Source organism: Streptomyces sp. NPDC027185 (genome assembly GCF_055567035.1).
In genome coordinates this window covers 213,204-228,013 of record NZ_JBVHRF010000004.1, presented here as the reverse complement: position 1 = coordinate 228,013, position 14,810 = coordinate 213,204, and the positions used below count along the sequence as shown (strand labels likewise).

General features: G+C 74.8%; 14 protein-coding genes. 7 read left to right on the top strand and 7 right to left on the bottom strand.

What is annotated here, in order from left to right:
• Positions 1–327: 327 nt before the first annotated feature.
• Together ACZ4M8_RS14600 and ACZ4M8_RS14595 are read left to right on the top strand one after the other, a co-directional pair.
• Complete coding sequence (locus ACZ4M8_RS14600; protein WP_467606961.1) at positions 328–1,839, top strand: aminotransferase class I/II-fold pyridoxal phosphate-dependent enzyme; 1,512 nt, start codon at positions 328–330, stop codon at positions 1,837–1,839.
• 63 nt (positions 1,840–1,902) lie between these two features.
• Positions 1,903–2,898, top strand: coding sequence for an SDR family NAD(P)-dependent oxidoreductase (locus tag ACZ4M8_RS14595; RefSeq protein ID WP_467606958.1), 996 nt, complete (start codon positions 1,903–1,905; stop codon positions 2,896–2,898).
• A gap of 131 nt (positions 2,899–3,029) precedes the next feature.
• On the opposite strand, the gene ACZ4M8_RS14590 is transcribed toward ACZ4M8_RS14595, so the two are convergent.
• The 5 genes from ACZ4M8_RS14590 to ACZ4M8_RS14570 form a co-directional block, all read right to left on the bottom strand.
• The gene (locus ACZ4M8_RS14590) at positions 3,030–3,524 is read right to left on the bottom strand and encodes a peptidylprolyl isomerase (protein WP_450958094.1); all 495 of its coding nucleotides are present in this window, start codon (positions 3,522–3,524) and stop codon (positions 3,030–3,032) included.
• Positions 3,525–3,593: 69 nt separating this feature from the next.
• Positions 3,594–3,941, bottom strand: coding sequence for an ArsR/SmtB family transcription factor (locus ACZ4M8_RS14585; RefSeq protein ID WP_467606957.1), 348 nt, complete (start codon positions 3,939–3,941; stop codon positions 3,594–3,596).
• A 253-nt stretch (positions 3,942–4,194) separates the two neighbouring features.
• Positions 4,195–4,644, bottom strand: a complete 450-nt coding sequence (locus tag ACZ4M8_RS14580) for an ATP-binding protein (protein WP_467606954.1) — start codon at positions 4,642–4,644, stop codon at positions 4,195–4,197.
• A gap of 119 nt (positions 4,645–4,763) precedes the next feature.
• Complete coding sequence (locus tag ACZ4M8_RS14575; protein WP_467606951.1) at positions 4,764–5,639, bottom strand: ATP-grasp domain-containing protein; 876 nt, start codon at positions 5,637–5,639, stop codon at positions 4,764–4,766.
• Between the two features lie 223 nt (positions 5,640–5,862).
• Positions 5,863–6,939, bottom strand: a complete 1,077-nt coding sequence (locus ACZ4M8_RS14570) for a TerD family protein (protein WP_467606950.1) — start codon at positions 6,937–6,939, stop codon at positions 5,863–5,865.
• A 433-nt stretch (positions 6,940–7,372) separates the two neighbouring features.
• Between ACZ4M8_RS14570 and ACZ4M8_RS14565 the strand changes: the two genes are divergently transcribed.
• From ACZ4M8_RS14565 to ACZ4M8_RS14555, 3 genes are all read left to right on the top strand, one after another.
• Positions 7,373–8,890, top strand: coding sequence for an NCS1 family nucleobase:cation symporter-1 (locus tag ACZ4M8_RS14565; protein WP_467606949.1), 1,518 nt, complete (start codon positions 7,373–7,375; stop codon positions 8,888–8,890).
• Between the two features lie 110 nt (positions 8,891–9,000).
• The gene (locus ACZ4M8_RS14560; RefSeq protein ID WP_467606946.1) at positions 9,001–9,735 is read left to right on the top strand and encodes an aspartate/glutamate racemase family protein; all 735 of its coding nucleotides are present in this window, start codon (positions 9,001–9,003) and stop codon (positions 9,733–9,735) included.
• Positions 9,736–9,935: 200 nt separating this feature from the next.
• A complete protein-coding gene (locus ACZ4M8_RS14555; protein ID WP_467606944.1) occupies positions 9,936–10,706 on the top strand; it encodes a DUF6197 family protein in 771 nt (256 codons plus the stop codon).
• Positions 10,707–10,754: 48 nt separating this feature from the next.
• Here the strand turns inward: ACZ4M8_RS14555 and ACZ4M8_RS14550 are convergent, their stop codons facing one another.
• Positions 10,755–11,369: a phosphatase PAP2 family protein gene (locus ACZ4M8_RS14550; RefSeq protein WP_467606942.1), complete on the bottom strand. Its 615-nt coding sequence runs from the start codon at positions 11,367–11,369 to the stop codon at positions 10,755–10,757.
• Positions 11,370–11,588: 219 nt separating this feature from the next.
• Between ACZ4M8_RS14550 and ACZ4M8_RS14545 the strand changes: the two genes are divergently transcribed.
• On the top strand, positions 11,589–11,972 hold the full coding sequence (locus ACZ4M8_RS14545) for a BlaI/MecI/CopY family transcriptional regulator (RefSeq protein WP_467606940.1): 384 nt from the start codon (positions 11,589–11,591) through the stop codon (positions 11,970–11,972).
• Complete coding sequence (locus ACZ4M8_RS14540) at positions 11,972–12,892, top strand: M56 family metallopeptidase (protein ID WP_467606938.1); 921 nt, start codon at positions 11,972–11,974, stop codon at positions 12,890–12,892. The genes ACZ4M8_RS14545 and ACZ4M8_RS14540 overlap by 1 nt, the downstream gene beginning before the upstream one ends.
• Before the next feature lie 111 nt (positions 12,893–13,003).
• On the opposite strand, the gene ACZ4M8_RS14535 is transcribed toward ACZ4M8_RS14540, so the two are convergent.
• A complete protein-coding gene (locus ACZ4M8_RS14535) occupies positions 13,004–14,461 on the bottom strand; it encodes an APC family permease (protein WP_467606935.1) in 1,458 nt (485 codons plus the stop codon).
• Positions 14,462–14,810: the final 349 nt, after the last annotated feature.

The following is a 14,810-nucleotide window of genomic DNA, read 5'->3' as shown; positions in this document are numbered from 1 at the left end:
CACCTCACGGTCGGGTCCGGCGGACGGAAGAGCGCCACGGCCCGGGGCCCGGTCCGCGGCCCCGCGCCCGGGAAGCGGCGTACGTGCCCGGAATCCGGCCTGCGGACCCCGCGCCCGGAAGCCCGGCTCCCACAGGTGACGCCCTCGCCATGCTGTCCGTCCCGCCGCCGGACCGCCATCCGGCGCGGTCCGCTCCCGTGAACCGGCCCGGAGCCCCGGCTCCCACCGCGTACGGCTGCCGCCCACCGCCCCGGCCCCACGCACCACGGCCCGGTCCCTCCCGTTACGCCCTGATTGACGCCGCGCCGGTCCGGGAACAGCTGCGCCATGTCACTCGATCAGAACGAGGCGCCGGTCCTGGCGGCGCTGGCCGCCTACCACCGCGAGGACCGGCTGCCCTTCAGCCCGCCCGGCCACAAACAGGCCCGGGGCGCCGACCCGGAGGTCCGCGCGGTCCTCGGCGACGCCGTCTTCCTCGGGGACGTCCTGGCCTCCGGCGGCCTCGACGACCGGCGCACCCGCGGCCGGGTCCTGGAGCACGCCGAACGGCTGATGGCCGAGGCGGTCCACGCCCGGCACACCTTCTTCTCCACCTGCGGCAGCTCCCTCTCCGTCAAGGCGGCCATGCTCGCCGTCGCCGGACCCCACGAGAAGCTGCTGATCGGCCGCGACGCCCACAAATCCGTCGTCTCCGGCCTGATCCTCTCCGGCATCCGGCCCGTCTGGCTCGACCCCCGGTGGGACGCCGAGCGGCATCTCGCGCACCCGCCGTCCCCAGCGGGCCTCGCCGCCGCCTTCGCCGCCCACCCGGACGCCCGGGGCGCGCTGATCACCAGCCCGACCCCGTACGGCGGCTGCGCCGACCTCGCCGCGCTCGCCGCCGTCTGCCACGAGCACGGCCGCCCGCTGATCGTGGACGAGGCGTGGGGCGCGCACCTGCCGTTCCACCCCGACCTGCCGTCCTGGGCCATGGACGCGGGCGCCGACATCTGCGTCACCAGCATCCACAAGATGGGCAGCGGCCTGGAACAGGGCTCCGTCTTCCACCTCGGCGGCGACCTCGTCGAGCCCGCACTGCTCAAGACCCGCGCCGACCTCCTCGACACCACCAGCCCCGCCGTCCCGATCTACGCCGGTCTCGACGGCTGGCGCCGCCAGATGGCCCGAGACGGCCGCGAGCTGCTGGGCCGGGCCCTCACCCTCGCCGACCGCGTCCGCACGGAGATCGAGGCGATCGACGGGCTGCACGTCAACGACCGCGCCGACTTCTGCGGCCCCGGCCTCGCGGACGACCTCGACCCGCTGCCCGTCGTCATCGACGTCTCCGGTCTCGGCGTCAGCGGCTATCAGATCGCCGACTGGCTGCGCGCCCACCGCCGGGTCGACGCCCACCTCGCCGACCACCGGCGGATCAACACCCAGCTCACCCACGCCGACGACGAGGAGACCGCGGACGCGCTGCTCGCCGCCCTCCGCGCCGCCGCCGCTGCCGCACCGGACCTGCCCACCGCCCCGGCCGTACAGGTCCCCGACCCGGCCGCGCTCCGGCTGGAGCAGGCGTGCCTGCCGCGCGACGCCTTCTTCGGCCCGACCGAGGACGTCCCCGCCGCGGCGGCCGCCGGACGCGTCGCCGCCGAGATGCTCACGCCCTACCCGCCCGGCATCCCCGCCGTCCTGCCCGGCGAACGCCTCACCGAGCCCGTCGTCACCTATCTGCGCACCGGCGTCGCCGCGGGGATGAACGTCCCCGACGCCGTCGACCCGGAGCTGCGGTCCCTGCGCGTCGTGGCGGAGCGCCCCGCCCACCGCGCGCCCGGCACCCCGCCGACGTACCGTTGACGCGGACCTCTCCGCTCCTGACACCGCCCCGTCGCCGGGCGCCGCCCGGCCGGAAGGTGAGCCATGACCAGAGCCCTCGACGCACTGCGCCCCGCCCCGGACATCGGCGGTCTCACCGCCGTCGTCACCGGCGGCTCCCGGGGACTGGGCCTCCTCCTCGGGCGCCGCCTCGCGCAGCACGGCTGCCGGGTGGTCCTGCTCGCCCGGGACGCGGCCGAACTCGACCGGGCCGTCGCGCTGGCCGGACGCGCCGCCCGGGGGCCGGTGCGCGGGGTGGTCTGCGACGTCCGCGACGGGACGGCGGTGTACGACCGGTTCGCGGAGATCGCCGCCGCCGAGGGCGGTATCGACCTGACCGTCGCCAACGCGGGCATCATCCAGGTCGGCCCGGCCACGGCACTCGGCCCGGACGGCTTCCGCGCCGCGCTGGAGTCCATCTTCACCGGCGCGCTGCACACCTCCCTCGCCGCCCTGCCCCATCTGCGGCGCAGCCCCGTCGGCGGCCGTCTCGGGCTGATCGGTTCGGTGGGCGCGCTGGTGCCCGTACCGCATCTGGTGCCGTACGCGTGCGCGAAGTCCGCCGTCGGCTCGCTCGCGGCGGGGCTGCACGCGGAGGAGGCGGCGTACGGCGTCACCGTCACCGCGGTGCACCCGGGGCTGATGCGGACCGGCTCGCACCTCCAGGCGTACTTCGGCGGGGACCGGCGGCGGGAGTACGCGTGGTTCTCGGCCCTGGCCGGACTGCCGCTGCTGTCCATGGACGCCGAACGGGCCGCCGACCGGATCGTCGGCGGGTTGCGCCGCCGCCGTCCGCGGATCGTCCTCACCCCGGCCGCCCGGATCGGCGCCAAGCTCAACGGCGTCGCGCCGGTGACCACCACCCGTCTGATGACCGCCGCCGCCCGCGCGCTGCCCCGGGGCGACGCCCCCGCGACGGCGACCGGCGCGGAGGTCGCGGCCGACGACCAGCCGCCCGCGCCGCGGCTGCGCGCCGTCCTCGGTGTCCTCAACGAACGTGCCGCCGACCGCTTCAACGAACGGGCCCGCAGGACGAGGTGAGGCGGGCGCCCCGACGGGATCCGGCCGGAGATTGACGTGTTCCGCGCGCCGGAAACGGCCGAGCGCGCCGCCCGGCGTGGTGCCGGGGGCGCGCTCGGCAGCGGGGCGCGGGCCCCGCCGTGGTGCGGGTGTTACTCGACGATGCCGGACTTCTCGATGGTGATCTTGGCCTTGGGGGTGCCGCTCTGCGAGCCGAGGCCCTCGATCTTGGTCACCAGGTCCTGGCCCTCGACGACCTCGCCGAAGACGACGTGCTTGCCGTCGAGCCAGGAGGTGACGACGGTGGTGATGAAGAACTGCGAGCCGTTGGTGTTGCGGCCGGCGTTCGCCATCGACAGCAGGAACGGCCGGTCGTGCTTGAGCTGGAAGTTCTCGTCGGCGAACTTCTCACCGTAGATGCTCTTGCCGCCCGTGCCGTTGTGGTTGGTGAAGTCACCGCCCTGGAGCATGAACTGCGGGATCACACGGTGGAAGCCGGAACCGGCGTAACCGAAGCCGTTCTGGCCGGTGGCCAGCTCACGGAAGTTGCGGGCGGTCTGCGGGACGACGTCGTCGTACAGCTTGAAAACGATGCGGCCGGCGTTCTGGCCGTCGATGGTGATGTCGAAAAATACGTTGTTGCTCATGGAGGCATTGTGGCACCCGGTGCCCACCGCCCCGTGCGGCACCCTCGCCCCGGGGCCCGGAGCCGCGAGCTACGGCTTCGGGGGCTCGTCCGTGGTCGCCCGCAGGTCGGCGAGGAGCTCGGCCTGTCCGGCGAGAACCCCCGTCAAGATCCTCCGGGCGACCCTGAGCAACTCCGCGACCTGCGGGTTGGCCAGGGAGTAGTGGACGGTCGAGCCCTCTTTCCGGGTGGTGACCAGCTTCGCCCGGCGCAGGACCGCGAGCTGCTGCGACAGATGCGCCGGTTCGAGTCCGATCTCCGGCAGCAGCTCCGCCACCGCGTGCTCGCGCCGGCTCAGCAGCTCCAGCACCCGGATACGCGCCGGGTGCCCCAGTGTCTTGAAGAACTCGGCCTTGAGTTGGTACAGCGGCGTACTCATCACGCCCCCACTTCCCCGGCGCGGCGCGGTGACCCGGCCGGACCGTCCGCGGCGTACCGCGTCCATCCGCTCGTCGACGACATCGGCGCTCCTCCTCCCGCGCGCTGACGGGCGGCCGACGCGCGCGGGAACCGAAGCCACCGGAGGCCGACGGTGGTGACCTCGGCGATCGCCAAGATTATCAACCCCGCCGGTCACCGGCGGCGGGCCGGTGAGGGGCCCGGCCGCCCGCGACGCGCCGCCGAGGAGCGGCTCACAGGGGCAGACAGACCCGGATCGTCTTGCCCTGGCCGTCCGGGTCCGGGAGCACCCCGGCGGTGCCGCCCAGACCGAGGGTGAGCTCCATGACGGTGGCCAGCCCGCCCTCGGCGCTGCCGACCGCCGAGCCGTACAGCGTCGGCTGGTAGGGGTGCCGGTCGTGGACCGCGAGGGCCAGGCGGTCCCGGCGCGCCGCGTAGACGACGGTGAGCTGGGTGGAGACCGGGGCCGCGTGCCGGACGCTGTTGGTGACCAGCTCGGCGAGGATCAGCAGCGCCGGGCCGACGGAGGGGTGGTGCGGGCCGATGTGCCACTCGGCGAGGACCTGCTCGGCGGTCTCCCGGGCCACCCGGACCGCCGCCGGGACGGTGGGGAGGGTCAGCACATGCCGCTGCCGCAGCGATTCGAGCCCCCCGATCACTGCGTCCCCCGGTGGCCGCGCCATGATGCGAACGTCATCACCACAGCATCTAATCAATTGCCAACTTTCGCAATTTAGCAGCTCACGGCGGCGAAGTGATCCTCATGGAGTGTTCCGGCGGTGCGACGCGGCCGGACGGACCGTCAGCGGGCCGCGGGCTGCGCCGGAACGGTGAGGGAGACCGGCAGCCGCGGCGGCGTCAGGGCGCCGGAGCCGCGCCGGGCGAGGCGGAGGACGGCGGCGGACACCCGGGCGACGGCGTCCGGGACCTGACGGAAGCTGGGGAAGTCGTTGATGTCGACGATCACCGGGCCGTCGGGGCCGTACAGCACGTCGACGCCGTAGAGATCGAGGCCGAAGGCGGCGCCGGTCTCGGCGGTCATCCGGGCGACCTCGTCCGGGAGCGGGACGCACCGCTCGCGGACCGCGTGCCCGGGGTGGAGCGGGGAGCGGCGTTCGGTGGCGAAGAGTTCCCCGGCGACGCTGTAGACCTTCAGGTCGGTACCGGAGTTGGGGACGTAGGGCTGGGCGATCAGCAGCCCGGGGGAGGGCGCGGGGTCGGCGGCGGTCAGCTCGTCCGGGGTGCGGACCAGCCGGACGGCGCGGCCGGAGCTGCCGTCGGCGGGCTTGACGACGAGCGGGAACTCCGCCTCGGGTATCCGCGCGAACTCCTCGGCGCGGGCGGCCGCGTAGGTCACGGGGACGGGCAGTCCGTGGGTGCGGGCGATGACCGCGGCGAGCGCCTTGTCGCGGACGCCGCGGATGGCCCGGACGTCGTTGACCGTCGTCAGACCGGTGTGCGCGGCGGCCTCCAGCAGGGTGAGTCCGGGGCCGCCGGAGACGGTCTTGAGGACCCAGGCGTCGTGGTCGCCCGCGGTGACGGCGGAGGTCAGGGGCAGCAGGGCGCGGCCGGGCCGGATGATGTCCACCGTGTGGCCCCAGGCGTCGAGTTGGGCGATCACCTCCCGGGGCATCCCGTCGTGCCGGTACTGCTCCTCCACCAGGAAGCAGAGCTTCATCGATCCCACCCCGATCGCCGCACGTCCACCGTCCGCCCGGCAGATCCTTGACCTTGACATGCGGATCTTACGCGGGCATTCGGGGCGCGATCGCCGCGTCGCCGGAGGGGGGCACGGGCGGGACGGACCGGCGCCCGGCCGGGGGAGCGGCCGGGCGCCGGCGCCGGGTCGGAGGGCGGCGCGGGCGCGGTGGTGCGGGGCGCCGCGCGGGCCTTCGGCCAGCTCAGTCCTCGTAGTAGTTGTTGACGACCACATCGGGCTCGTCGTCGTCGAACGCCTCGTTGAGGAGGGCGCCGCCGACCAGACCGGCCGCACCGGCGCCGATGAGCGCGCCGGTGCCGAACCGGCGGCCCTGCTGCGGCTGTTCGGGCTGCGGCTGGCCGGGCGCCGCCTGCGGGTACCCCGGCTGCGTGGGCTGCTGTGGGTAGCCGGGCTGGGGGTAGCCCTGCTGCGGTGCGGTGTAGTACGGCGGCGGGGTGGTCCGGACGCGCTGGGCGCACCCCGGGCACGAGGTGATCTGACGGGGCACACCCCACTGCGGCGACCACGTGACGGGCGTCGTGCCGGGGCCGTGCGCGGGGTCGAAGAAGCAGGTCATGTCGGTGGCTCCGATCGTTTCGGGGTGGGGCGCGGGGGCCGGGACGGTGTGTCCCGCCGGGAGGAAGGCGGCGGGCTCCGCGGGGAGCGGGGGCGCGGGCGGCGCCGCGGGCGGTTGCGGGGCGGCGGCCGGTTCCGGGCGCAGGACGTCGACGCCGTAGTCCTGGGCGATACCGGCGAGCCCGGAGGCGTACCCCTGGCCGATGGCGCGGAACTTCCAGTCCGCGCCGTGGCGGTACAGCTCGCCGAAGACCATGGCGGTCTCGGCGCCGCCCGCGCCGTGCAGGTCGTAGCGGGCCAGCTCGGCGCCGTCCGGGGCGGTGACCCGGATATGGGCGGCGGTGACCTGCGCGAAGCTCTGGCCGCGGGTTTCGGCGTCGTAGAGCGAGACCGGGAAGACGATCTTGGCGACCGTGGCGGGGACGGTGCCGAGGCCGATGTCGAGCCGCGCGTCGTCGCCGCTGCCGTCGGCCGGGGCGCCGGGGGAGAGGACCACGGAGCCCTCGGGGCTGCGGAGGTTGTTGAAGAAGACGAAGTGCGCCTCGGAGAGGACCTTTCCGGAGGCGTCGCAGAGCAGCGCGCTCGCGTCCAGGTCGCAGCCGGTGCCCGCGGTCCGCCAGCCCAGCCCCACCCGCACGGTGGTCAGGCCGGGGGCCTGTTTGCCGAGCGATACGTTGCCGCCCTTGGTCAGGGCCACCGTCATCTCTTCCTCCACAACTGCCGTACGTCACGGCGTCCTTCGGGTTCCGGGGCCTATGGTTCCCGGATTGCGCAATGCATGAAGTATGCCTGGTCGGTGACGTACTGCGGCGCTGACCGGCACCTTTTCGGCCAGGTGGCGGGGGCGGGTGACCGATATGACCCGGCCGGGCGCCGGTGTCCGGCCGGAGGTCCCGAGGGTGGCCACAAGGGGGGTCTCGTGCGCGGGGCGCGCGGCCGGTTCCGCGTTTGGTATCCCATCGAGGCGGTGCGGCGTACTGCGGTGCCTGTGCCGGTGCGTCCGTTCCCGCCGACCCCACCTGCGTTTTTCCTGTCGCACACCTCTTGACCGCCGCGGGAAGCCGCCCGTAGCGTCCCCGTCACTTCAGCGGAATCTGATTTCTGCATACCGGAAATTTTCTGGAAAGGCGGCTGGTGTGACCGCAACGCAGGACGCATCGCGCACGGAGGGAACGCCGCTCGCGGGCTCGGACGCGGGCACCACCGGGGCGGCCACCAGTCCCCGGCTCTACAGCCCCGATCTCGCCCCCACCAAGAAGGCGGGGCGCAGCTGGAGCGGGTACAACGTCTTCACGCTGTGGGCCAACGACGTGCACAGCCTGGGCAATTACGCCTTCGCGATCGGGCTCTTCGCCCTCGGCATGGGCGTCTGGGACATCCTCGCCGCCTTCGCCCTCGCCTCCGTCTTCCTCTTCGGGCTGCTGAGCCTGTCCGGCTACATGGGGGCCAGGACCGGGGTGCCGTTCCCGGTGATGAGCCGCATCGCCTTCGGGATCCGGGGCGCGAAGCTCCCGGCGCTCGTCCGTGGCGGGGTGGCCATCGCCTGGTTCGGCATCCAGACCTATCTCGCCTCCTCCGTCCTGACCGCGCTGCTGGTCGCGGTCGCGCCCGGACTGCGGAGCTGGCAGCGGCACTCGCTGCTGGGTCTGCCGGCCCTCGGCTGGGTGGCGTTCTTGACGCTCTGGCTGATCCAGGTCCTGATCGTCAGCTACGGCATGGATGTCATCCGCAGGTACATCGCGGTGGCGGCGCCGACCGTACTGGTGACGATGGCGGCGCTGGCGGGGTGGATGTTCGCCAAGGCGGACTGGTCGCTCGCGAGGGACGCCGGTCACCCCTTCACCGGCGCGGACCGCGGGCTGCACATCCTGGAGGCGGCGGCCCTCTGGGTGGTCATCTACGGCACGTTCGTCCTCAACTTCTGCGACTTCACCCGCTCCGCGAAGTCGAACCGCTCGATCCTGCTCGGCAACCTCATCGGCATCCCCGTCAACATGATGTTCTTCGCGGGCATCGTGGTCGTGCTCAGCGGCGCGCAGTTCCGGATCGACGGCCGGGTCATCGCCGGCTCCGACGACATCGTGCGGACGATCCCCCACACCTTCCTGCTGGTCCTGGCCTCACTGGCGCTCATCGTGCTGACCGTCGCGGTCAACCTCATGGCCAACTTCGTCGCCCCCGTCTACGCGCTGGTCAACCTCTTCCCGCAGCGGCTGGACTTCCGCCGCGCGGCCGTCGTCAGCGCCGTCATCGGCCTGGTGATCCTGCCGTGGAACCTCTACGACAGCCCGGTCGTCGTCGAGTACTTCCTCGGCGGGCTCGGCGCGCTGCTCGGCCCGGTCTTCGGCATCGTGATGGCCGACTACTGGCTGATCCGCCGCACCCGCGTCCACGTCCCGCACCTCTACACCGAGCACCCCGGGGCGAGCTACGCCTACCGCTCGGGCGTCAACCCGCGCGCGGTGGCCGCGCTCGTCCCCTCCGCCGCCGTCGCCGTCGTGGTCGCGCTCGTCCCGTCCTTCTCGGCCCTCTCCGGCTTCTCGTGGTTCCTCGGCGCGGCGCTCGCCGCCGTGCTCTACGTGGTGATGCCCGGCCGGGCGCGCCGTCCCCACGAGGACGTGGACGGCGAGGAGATCGCCGTGCCCAGCGCCTGACGGCGCCCCCGACCGCGGGCCGGTACGTCCGGACGTACCGGCCCGCACCGGGTCCGTGCCGGGCCCGGACCCCGCTCCACCGAACCTCCACCAGAGACGGGAAACCCCTCATGCGGCTGCTGGTCGTCAACGTCAACACCACGGAATCGATGACGCGGAGCATCGGCGAACAGGCGGCGGCCGTCGCCGCGCCCGGTACCGAGATCGTCCCGCTCACCCCGGCGTTCGGCGCCGAGTCCGTCGAGGGCAACTACGAGAGCCACCTCGCGGCGGTCGCCGTCATGGAGACCGTCCGCGCCCACCGCGGACCGTTCGACGCGGTGATCCAGGCGGGCTACGGCGAGCACGGCCGCGAGGGGCTCCAGGAACTGCTGGACGTCCCCGTCGTCGACATCACCGAGGCGGCCGCCGCCACGGCGCAGTTCCTGGGGCGCAGCTACTCCGTCGTCACCACCCTCGACCGGGCCGTGCCGCTGATCGAGGACCGGCTCACCCTCGCCGGGCTCGCCGCCCGCTGCGCCTCCGTACGCGCCGGCGGTCTGGCCGTGCTCGATCTGGAGCGCGATCCGGCCGCCGCGGTCGAGGCGATCGCCGAGGAGGCGGCGCGCGCCGTCGAGCAGGACCGCGCCGAGGTGATCTGCCTGGGCTGCGGCGGCATGTCCGGACTGGGTGAGCGGGTCGCGGCGCGGACCGGTGTGCCCGTGGTGGACGGCGTCGCGGCGGCGGTCACCGTCGCCGAATCCCTCGTCCGCCTCGGCCTCAGGACGTCCAAGGTCCGCACCTACGCCCCGCCGCGTCCGAAACACTTCCGCGCCTGGCCGCCGGCCGCGGGCGGGCGCGGCTGAGGCGTCCGGAGGGCCCCGGATGCCCGTCCGTCCGGCTCCGCGCGGCCCGCCCGGTCGCCACGGGCGGGCCTCGGCCGGACGGGCGGCCTGCCCGGTGACGGCCCCGCGATAAGGAGAAAAACTGCAAATCGGGACATAAGGTCTCCGGTGTGCCGTGGCGCCCACGGCGCCCGATCCCACCGCACCGCGAAGGGGGCCTCATGCCCGTCCCGGAGCTGACCGTCACCGCCCTCGACCGGGCCGCCGCCCGCCTGGTGGAATCCGGGCCGTACGCCGCCCCGGGCCCCGCGCGGCCGGACGGCGGCGGGCCGGGGGCGCGCGCCGGGGTGGGTCCCGTACGCCCCCGCGGCGCCGGTACCCCGGGCTTCGTACGTCCGGACGCCGCGCGCCCGGCCGGCGCTGCCGCCGCCCCGGCCCCCGTACGCCCGGACCCCCGGGAACGGGCCGCGTGGGAGGGCGTCGCCGCGGGCTGGGGGCGTACCGCGCCCGCCGATCCGGTGGCGCGGCGGCTGGTCCGCGCCACCGTCGGTGAGCTGGTCGAGGAGGCGCTGCGCGCGGTGCCCCGGCACGGGACCCGGCCGGATGTGGAGGTGCGGCTGCCCGGCCGGTTCTCCCGGGCGCTGCCGGACTGGGCGCACCGCCGCCGTCCGGGCCTGTCGTCCCCGCCCAGCACCCAACTGGCCGTCGCCGCCGAGATCCTGCGGAGCTGGGGCTGGCAGCAGCGCCCCCACCGGCTGCGCGACCGCCGCGGGCGCCGGTGTGTCTGCGGGGCGCTCCTCGGCGCGGTGGCGCTCGGCATCGGCTCCGAGGACGCCGCCGCCCGCGCCGCCGCCCACATCCTCGGCGAACTCCGCCACCGCGGCTGGCAGGCGCTGATCGGCGACTGGAACGCGGTCCCCGGCCGCACCCGGGAACAGGCCGTCGCACTGGTGACGGCGGCGCGGGGACGGGCCCTGGCCGCCGGGGAGTGACGGGGCGCCCGGCCGTGGGGCGGCCCGTGAAGCCGCCCGCTCACCTCCTCACGCGGCCGCCACCAGTGGCCGCAGCCGGGTGGTGCGCAACCGCTCGACCAGCGGCGCGGCGCGGCGCGCCGGGACGGACACCGCGCCGGCCACGACCGCGCCGACCAGCAGTCCGGCGAGCACGTCGTGCGGGTAGTGCGCGCCCACCCATACCCGCGACGCGGCCATCAGCAGCGCCGGTACCGCCGAGAGCGCGCCGATGCGCCGGTCCGCCAGGAACAGCGCAACGGCGGCGGCTCCCGCGAGGGCGGCGTGGTTGCTGGGGAACGACCAGTCGCCCGGCGCCGGACATGCCTGAACGGTGACGGTGTGCAGCACCTGGCACGGCCGCCGCTCGTCGAAGACCGCCTTGACCAGGTCGTTGACGGCGAACGCGGCGACGATCGCCGGCGGAACGGCCAGCACCCGCGCCATCCGGACCGGGTCCCGCCCGGCGCGCGTGCGCCACCAGGCGGCGGCCAGGCACAGGGCGAACGCGGCGAGGCCGAAGTCCGTCCACGCCGCCACCAGGGCGTTCCACGCCGCCGGGGCGTGCGCGGCCAGATCGGTCACCCGGAGGTAGAGCCCTCCGTCGAGGGCAAACGCCCCGCCGGAGGCGAGCGGAAGGGTCACGGCGGCTCCTTGTGAGCGGGGGAGGGGCGCCCGGCGGCCCGCGGGTCCGCCACCGGTGGACGGGGGCCGGGCGGGATGCCGCGTACGGGCTCTTGGGCGCGCCGTCCGTTCCGGGGCCGGAGCGGACGGCATCGGTGTCTACACCGTTGTAGACCGTCTACGTCACTGTAGACGACGCTGTGGGAAGCTGGACGCCATGAACGGTGCGGAGCGGACACGATGAGCGGCGCGGAGAAGGAACGGCGGCCCGCCGGCGAGCTGGAATCCGATGTGCTCGCCGTGTTGTGGGCGGCGGACGGCCCGCTCACCCCCGGCCAGGTCCAGCAGAGCCTCGGCGTGCCGCTCGCCCGCACCACCGTCACCACGATCCTCACCCGCCTGCACGGCAAGGGCAGCGTCGTCCGTGCCCGCTCCGGCCGTGGCTACGCCTACGCGCCCGCCCAGGACGCCCCCGGACTGACCGCCCGCCGGATGCACTCGGAGCTGGCCAAGGACGAGGACCGCGGGGCGGTGCTCGCCCGGTTCGTCTCCCAGCTCTCCGACGAGGACGAACGGCTGCTGCGCTCGCTGCTCGACGAGGGCCCCGCGGAGGAACGGCCGTGATGTCCCTGGTGACGGTCCCGCTGCTCGCGCCGTTCCTCGCCGTACCGGCGGCCCGGCGGCTGGCCGGCGCCCTCAGCCCGCACCGCGCCGCCGTGCTGCTGGTCTGCGTCGCCCTGGGCCTCGCCGCGTCCTGTGCGGCGGCGCTGGCGCTGCTGACGGTCCCCGGCGCCTCGTACCTGCCGTGGGTGGCCGCCGCCGGTGCGCTGCTCACCCCGCTCGCGGCCGGACCGCCCGCCGTGACCGTCGGCGTCTCGCTGGCGGCCGCCGGAGCGCTCGCCACGGCCGCGGCCACGGTGACGGTGCGCCTCCTCGGCCACCGCGCGGACCTGCGCGGCGCCCGGGAGCGGGCCGGGGCGGCCCGCGGAGAGCTGGCGGTCGTGCCCGACGCGCGGCCGGACGCCTTCGCGCTGCCCGGCCGCCCCGGACGGATCGTGGTGACCACCGCGATGCTGCGCGCCCTGGACCCGGCCGAACGCACCGCGCTCTTCGCCCACGAACGCGCCCATCTGCGCGGCCGCCACCATCTGCTGCTGGCCGCCGCGGACCTCGCCGCCACCTGCCATCCGGCGCTGCGCGGTCTGCGCGCACCCCTCGGGTACGCGCTGGAGCGGATCGCCGACGAGGCCGCCGCCGAGGCGGTCGGCGACCGGACGCCGGCCGCCCGCGCGGTGGGCCGGGCGGCGCTCGCCGGCGGCCCCGCGCCCCGGCCCCGTACCGTCCTGGCCGCCACCGCCGGGCCGGTGCCGCGCCGGGTGGCGGCGCTGCTCGGCCGGGGGGCGGAGGCCCGCCCGGCGCCCCGGCTGCGTCGCGCCGTCGCCGCCGGACTGCTGCTCTGCATGGCCGGCACGGGCGCGGCGGAGCTGAGCGCCGTCGGCTCGCTGCACGCCCACATCGAGGTCGCGCAGGGCGAACGGCCCTGAAGCGCCGGCGCCGGAGGCCGGCGCGTACCGGGCCGCCCGGCCGGACCCTCGGGAGAGAACGGCCGGGTCCCGGCGCCCGGCAGGCGGTCCGGGACCCGGCGGTGTCCTCGGTCAGGCCGTTTCCCCGGCCTCCTCCTCCGGGACGGAGATGACCCAGTGGGTGTCCTGGCGTGGCCGCAGGTAGCACGCCCAGTACAGCGCCGCCGCCGCGACGATGCCCCCGGTGATCGCCAGGCTCTCCGTGCTCTGCTGCCACAGCACCCACACCAGGACCAGGACGAGCAGTGCGGGGACCGCCGGCCACAGCGGCATCCGCCAGGCCGCCCGGTGCTTGTGCGCGCCCCGGCGGGCGACCAGCGCGCCCAGCGCCACGAAGACGTACATCGCCGCGACGGCGACACCGGTGACCTCGCTCAGCGTGTCCAGGTTGACGAAGCACAGGGCCGCCCCGGGCACGCCCACGGCGAGCGTCGCCACCCACGGGGAGCCGAAGCGCCGCCCCAGGTGGGACAGGGCGCGGTTGACGCCGCCCGGCCAGGCCGCGTCGCGCGCCGAGGCGAACACCACCCGGGAGTTCTGGATCACCATCACGATCGCCGCGTTGACGATCGCCAGCGCGATGCAGAGGCTGACGAACGTCCCGACCGCCGAATTGCTCCAGGACTCCACCATGCCCGCGACGTCACCGGAGGTCAGCGTCGCCAGGTCCGGTGCGCCCAGCGTGATCGCGACGACCGGTACGAGGACGACCGCCGCGCCGATGCCCAGCGTCCACAGGACCGTACGGGAGACGTTGCGCCGCGGGTTCTCCATCTCCTCGGCGAGGTACACCGCCGTCGAGAAGCCCTGGAGGATGAAGAGCGCGGTGGCCAGTCCGGTCACCACCAGGCCCGCGGTCAGCGCGGTGCTGTGCCCGTCGGGCGCCGCGATCACCGGGTGGACCAGGACGGACGCGGAGCGGCTGGTGTGGCTGAAGCCGAGGAACGCGACGACCGCGGCGGCCACCACCTCCAGAACGAGGAAGATCCCGGTGATCCAGGCGTTGGCCCGCAGATCGAGCAGGCCCATGGCGGTGGCCAGCAGCATCACGCCCGCGGCGGTCCACTGCGGATCGAGAGGGACCAGCGGCGCCAGGTAATCGGCGGTGCCCAGCGCGATGATCGGCGGCACGATCATGACGACGATCAGCGACAGCACGAAGACCAGCCAGCCGGCCAGCCGCCCCATCAACGTGCCGACCATCGCGTACTCCCCGCCGGAGCTGGGGACCAGCGTGCCCAGCTCGGAGTAGGTGAAGGCGACGCCGATGCAGAGCACGGCGGCGATGGCGAGGGTGAGTGCGGCGCCGGTGCCCAGCGTCGCGAAGGAGTCCGGCACGATCACGAAGAGCGAGGAGGCCGGTGTCAGGCAGGAGAGGGTGAGCAGGGTGCCGCCCACCACGCCGATCGAGCGGTTGAGCTTCGGTGCTCCGCCGGTCGCGGCGTCCGTGCCAGCCCCGGCGGCGGGCGCCGGATGCGGATCCGCCGCGGGGGTCGCGGAGGCAACGGGTGTGGAGGGCGTAGTGGTCATCCGTGTCCCATCGTGCGAGCGGCCGAGGAGCGTGCCGAAGAGGTGGTGCCACGAAGCGGTGCGGCCCGAGGAGCGCGGAGAAGACGCGGCAGGGACGCGGTCGCCGTTTCGGTGACCGAATGAAACCCCCCTCCCGCAGGCGCGTCAAGGTTTCATAGGGAATTCGCTGGACGACGAAATCCGTTGCGGGTCAGGGGTTATGGGGAGGTATTGGCGCTGCTCGGATGATCGTGGAACGGAATCGGTGGGCGCGTGAGGTGCGGGCCGTGGGCCGGGCGGAAGCTGCCCGGCGGCCGCGAGCGCGGGGCGGTGAACGGCCGGTACGGCTCCGGCGCGACGGCTCACGGCG

Bases quoted from the DNA above. Each gene is read 5' to 3' on its own strand.
- ACZ4M8_RS14600 (WP_467606961.1), top strand. From the start codon at position 328: ATGTCACTCGATCAGAACGAGGCGCCGGTCCTGGCGGCGCTGGCCGCC.
- ACZ4M8_RS14595 (WP_467606958.1), top strand. From the start codon at position 1,903: ATGACCAGAGCCCTCGACGCACTGCGCCCCGCCCCGGACATCGGCGGT.
- ACZ4M8_RS14590 (WP_450958094.1), bottom strand. From the start codon at position 3,524: ATGAGCAACAACGTATTTTTCGACATCACCATCGACGGCCAGAACGCC.
- ACZ4M8_RS14585 (WP_467606957.1), bottom strand. From the start codon at position 3,941: ATGAGTACGCCGCTGTACCAACTCAAGGCCGAGTTCTTCAAGACACTG.
- ACZ4M8_RS14580 (WP_467606954.1), bottom strand. From the start codon at position 4,644: ATGGCGCGGCCACCGGGGGACGCAGTGATCGGGGGGCTCGAATCGCTG.
- ACZ4M8_RS14575 (WP_467606951.1), bottom strand. From the start codon at position 5,639: ATGAAGCTCTGCTTCCTGGTGGAGGAGCAGTACCGGCACGACGGGATG.
- ACZ4M8_RS14570 (WP_467606950.1), bottom strand. From the start codon at position 6,939: ATGACGGTGGCCCTGACCAAGGGCGGCAACGTATCGCTCGGCAAACAG.
- ACZ4M8_RS14560 (WP_467606946.1), top strand. From the start codon at position 9,001: ATGCGGCTGCTGGTCGTCAACGTCAACACCACGGAATCGATGACGCGG.
- ACZ4M8_RS14555 (WP_467606944.1), top strand. From the start codon at position 9,936: ATGCCCGTCCCGGAGCTGACCGTCACCGCCCTCGACCGGGCCGCCGCC.
- ACZ4M8_RS14545 (WP_467606940.1), top strand. From the start codon at position 11,589: ATGAGCGGCGCGGAGAAGGAACGGCGGCCCGCCGGCGAGCTGGAATCC.
- ACZ4M8_RS14540 (WP_467606938.1), top strand. From the start codon at position 11,972: ATGTCCCTGGTGACGGTCCCGCTGCTCGCGCCGTTCCTCGCCGTACCG.
- ACZ4M8_RS14535 (WP_467606935.1), bottom strand. From the start codon at position 14,461: ATGACCACTACGCCCTCCACACCCGTTGCCTCCGCGACCCCCGCGGCG.